2 protein-coding genes and 1 pseudogene are annotated in these 3603 nt (G+C 54.3%); 1 reads left to right on the top strand and 2 read right to left on the bottom strand.

Annotated features, from left to right (window positions below):
* Nucleotides 1-329 precede the first annotated feature (329 nt).
* Nucleotides 330-515 (top strand): annotated as a pseudogene (locus C8N45_RS24240) (IS30 family transposase); the annotation flags it as partial.
* A 556-nt stretch (nucleotides 516-1071) separates the two neighbouring features.
* Here C8N45_RS24240 and C8N45_RS22830 read toward each other — a convergent pair.
* Together C8N45_RS22830 and C8N45_RS22835 are read right to left on the bottom strand one after the other, a co-directional pair.
* The gene (locus tag C8N45_RS22830) at nucleotides 1072-1965 is read right to left on the bottom strand and encodes a hypothetical protein (protein WP_108389347.1); all 894 of its coding nucleotides are present in this window, start codon (nucleotides 1963-1965) and stop codon (nucleotides 1072-1074) included.
* Nucleotides 1966-1975: 10 nt separating this feature from the next.
* Complete coding sequence (locus tag C8N45_RS22835; RefSeq protein WP_108389349.1) at nucleotides 1976-3163, bottom strand: tyrosine-type recombinase/integrase; 1188 nt, start codon at nucleotides 3161-3163, stop codon at nucleotides 1976-1978.
* Nucleotides 3164-3603 lie beyond the last annotated feature (440 nt).

A 3603-nucleotide genomic window follows, 5' to 3' on the forward strand; every position in this document is an offset into this window, starting at 1 on the left:
CGATCAATCGACCGCAGCAGATGATCTTGTGGGACATGATCCTCTAGCGAGAACTCATAGAACAGCGCCGCCTGTGCTTCCTGCTTCAGTCCCATCATCGCAAAATCCCCCAATCCCTAAAGGAATTGAATCAGCGAATGCGACGCCGATCAAGGAAGAGTTTTTCAACAGAATTAGCCCGTTCATGCCAAAATGTACATGCCGCAGCATCGGTCAGTTTGGGCTCTTTACTGCCGTCAGCTGCGCTCACCACTAAGGTCCGCTGAGCGGGGCGGTTTCAACGGGTGGTCGCAACACTTTAGTCTTTTTGGAAAGATGGAGTGTTTATCATGAAGTATCGTACGCGGACGTTTTACACTGACGAACAGAAGTCCGAGATGTGGGATCGGTCGCAGCGCGGTGAATCCATGAGTTCGATTGGGCGTCACTTCAATCGTGCGTCGTCTTCGATCTTTCCCCATTTGGCGCAGTTTGGCGGGATCCGGCCCCATGATCGTAAGCGATCGCGGAATGCCGCTCTGACAGGCTCAGACAGCCCCTGCGGAGGCTCTCCTAGCGGTTCGGTGCTTGGGTTGCCCCGATCCTTGAAGCGGCCCGGTGAACGCCGATCTGCGCCTGTGATCTTTGCGACCGTTTGATTCAGTCTTGGTTTGGCCATTTGCATTTTTCCTTCTTCGGGAATGGGACGTAATACGCTCCGTTATTGGTGCCCAAGTAACCAAATTGTTGCTGTTTATGTTCTTTGGGCTGAGCCACACGGTCCCTTGATTGACCAAAGCCAAGGACACAACCGCCCCCCAAGCCTGCAATTGTGAATGCGCCGATTTGGCTCCCCACGCCGGTCCCGAAACAGGTGCGGCCAGAGAGGTAAGCACCCCCTAGAGCCGCCCGCCAAGTTTTATTGGCTTCGGCAAGCGGCCCGCTTCAAGGTCAACATATATTGCTGAGCGCGATCGGCCGCCAAGCTTTATGCACAGTTCCGTCAGGGTCAGATATGTCTGCATGTTTTGCACCGTCCTATTTTTTTTACAGTGCTATTCTGCCTTGTGCTTGGCTTGTATGTCGTCCGCGCTAACTGGCCGATTTCGGACTATTTCCTTTCGCCCTAACGCCAAGTGAATGGCCGACTTCCATGTGGCTTTTCATCTTTTGGTCAGTGCGTGTGTGGATCCAGATGTGTTCCATGCCAGCATAACCTTGAGGAATCTGCTCTCGGACCGCTCTAGCTATTGGGTCAGAGAGTGCCTTTTGAGAAAAGCTTGCATCGACTGCTGCGTCACATGCGCTGAGACATGGACTCGATTTCGCGCGCGTTGGCTTAAGCCCAAGCCCGACGGCCATACCAATAAGATGGGCCGCAATGAGTGCCCCACGCCGCTTTTCGTATGGACCTCCACCAGGATTGGGCAAACACCCGAAATGGTCTGCAACGAGAGACCGTACTTCTTGTAGGCAGTTGCGCAGTTCTGCCTCTGCACGCAAACAAGCTGCGAGTGCTGTTGCAGTTGCGTTGTCGCTATGCAGCGCTTCAAGTTCGTCCGGCGTTAACAGGTGCAGCATGCCATCTGGCTCTATGGTATCGCCAAGTGTCACCATACCCGCTTCAAATACCTCAAGCGCGCCTTCAAATGCTCCCCAAAGAAGTCGAAGCTTTTTTTCGAGAGTCGTTGCATGCATGCCCTTGAAGTGCTTCCGTTCAAGCGCCTTAGGCGCAGGCTTTAAGCACCTGCGAAGTCGCTTGAAGTCTATGACGGGGAAGCAAGCCTGAGCGGAGTCTAAACTCAGGTCACAAACAATCGGAATGTAGTCACGCAATCGTTCAAGACGCCCATGTAATTCATCTGGTTTAAGGCGGGCGGCGCCGGAAATTCGCGATGCACTCCCCAGATGCGCTTCTCGCATTAGTAAATGTTCAAGCCGTTTAGAAAGCGCCTTCAAAACTTCTTGGAACCGCTCATCTGGCATAGCGTTCACATCACCCCGTCAGCGTCATCAACTGACCAGTTCCGCCGGTTACATGGCTTGCCCAGCGTTCGGCAAGCACGCGCCTTTGCTCAAGAAAGTCAGTCCGTCGATATGCCCGAACCACGCCACTATCCACTACGTGTGCCAGCATCGCCTCAGCCACTTCATGCGGTGCATCGGTCGCTTCGGCCAACCATGTCCGTAGCGATGTGCGAAACCCATGCGGGCGTGCTTCTAAGCCACGCCGTTCCATATGCCGTGAAAGAGTCATGTCGCTAATCACACCCCCCCGCGTGTTCGGAAAAAGAAAGCCGTTACGGGCGTGCGGGCGTGCGAAATCAATAATACGTTGGGCTTCTTGCGACAGGGGGACGTTATAGTCAGCAGTTGCGCCTTTGCGGCCCTTCATGCCTTCGGCTGGGATGGTCCAAACATCGCCATCAATCTGCTCCAAGCGCAAATTGCGCAACGGCTTCGATCGAACGCCAGTCAGGATGGAGAGCCGCAAAGCCAGATGGGTGAGTGTCGGCTCTTCCAAGCTGGCATAGAAGCCGGGAACATCCTGCCAAGCCATCGCGGGAATGTGCTTCGGTACATGTCGCGACTTGCCTAGAAGCGCCTTTGCCTTTTCGGTCGCCTGCAAGTCGACATCCAAGCCCAGCGCCGCCGCATGCTTCAGCACAATAGAGAGGCGGTTCATGGCCTTGCGCGCCGTGTCGGCTTTCTCATGCCAAATGGGGGCAAGCGTGTCGCGGATGTCGCGTTGGTCTAGGTCTGTGACAGGCACGCGGCCCAGCCTGGGCAGGACATGAAGGTTAAGAGGGGATAGCCATCGGCCAGCTTTGCCGTCACCCTTCAACTCGGCCTTACGCGCTTCGAAAGCATCAGCGGTAAGCACGGCCAGAGATATATCCTCCCGACGTGCAGCGCGTTCTTCTGCTTCGCGCTCCTTGACCGGGTCACGACCATTCGCAGCGACATTGCGCCAGCGTTCGGACAACTTGCGGGCGTCAGCCAGTCCGAGCGAAGGAAAGCCACCTAGGCCCATCTCGCGTCGCCGCCCGTGGATGGTCACGCGCTGCACCCACTGTGCGCCCCCATCATCGCGCTTGACCAGCCAAAGCCCAGCACCATCACAGTGTTTGCCCACTGGAGCAGTCTTGATGAAGGAAGAGGTAAGTCTGTTCTTAGCCCGCATTCTGTATCCCCCCAAATATCCACCCTAAGGTATTGGATACGGATGGACGATACAAGACACGTCAGGATATGTTAGCCCATGTTAATAGGGGGATAACTTCAGAAGCGGACAGATAAGAACAAGCCAAAACAATGGGTTGGTGCCTATCAGCGGCACCATATAAATTAATAGAATACATATAAATCAGATTCTTAACTGTTATATATGCTTCATATTCCCCAATTTTCATTCGGATCTAGAATACCGAGTAGAGACTAATGCTCTTGCACGTGCTGCAGGCCAGCCATCACATCCCCAATCGCCAACTTCAAAGAGGTCTTGCCGATAACAGCGGGACTGTGATGAACAGAATCGTGCAGGTCACTCGAAGATAAACACTGCTCAGCGTGTCTCAACACTCATCACAAGCAACCTGCCGTTCGAAGAATGGACGGAAAGCC

The organism is Yoonia sediminilitoris (assembly GCF_003058085.1).
Lineage (GTDB): Bacteria > Pseudomonadota > Alphaproteobacteria > Rhodobacterales > Rhodobacteraceae > Yoonia > Yoonia sediminilitoris.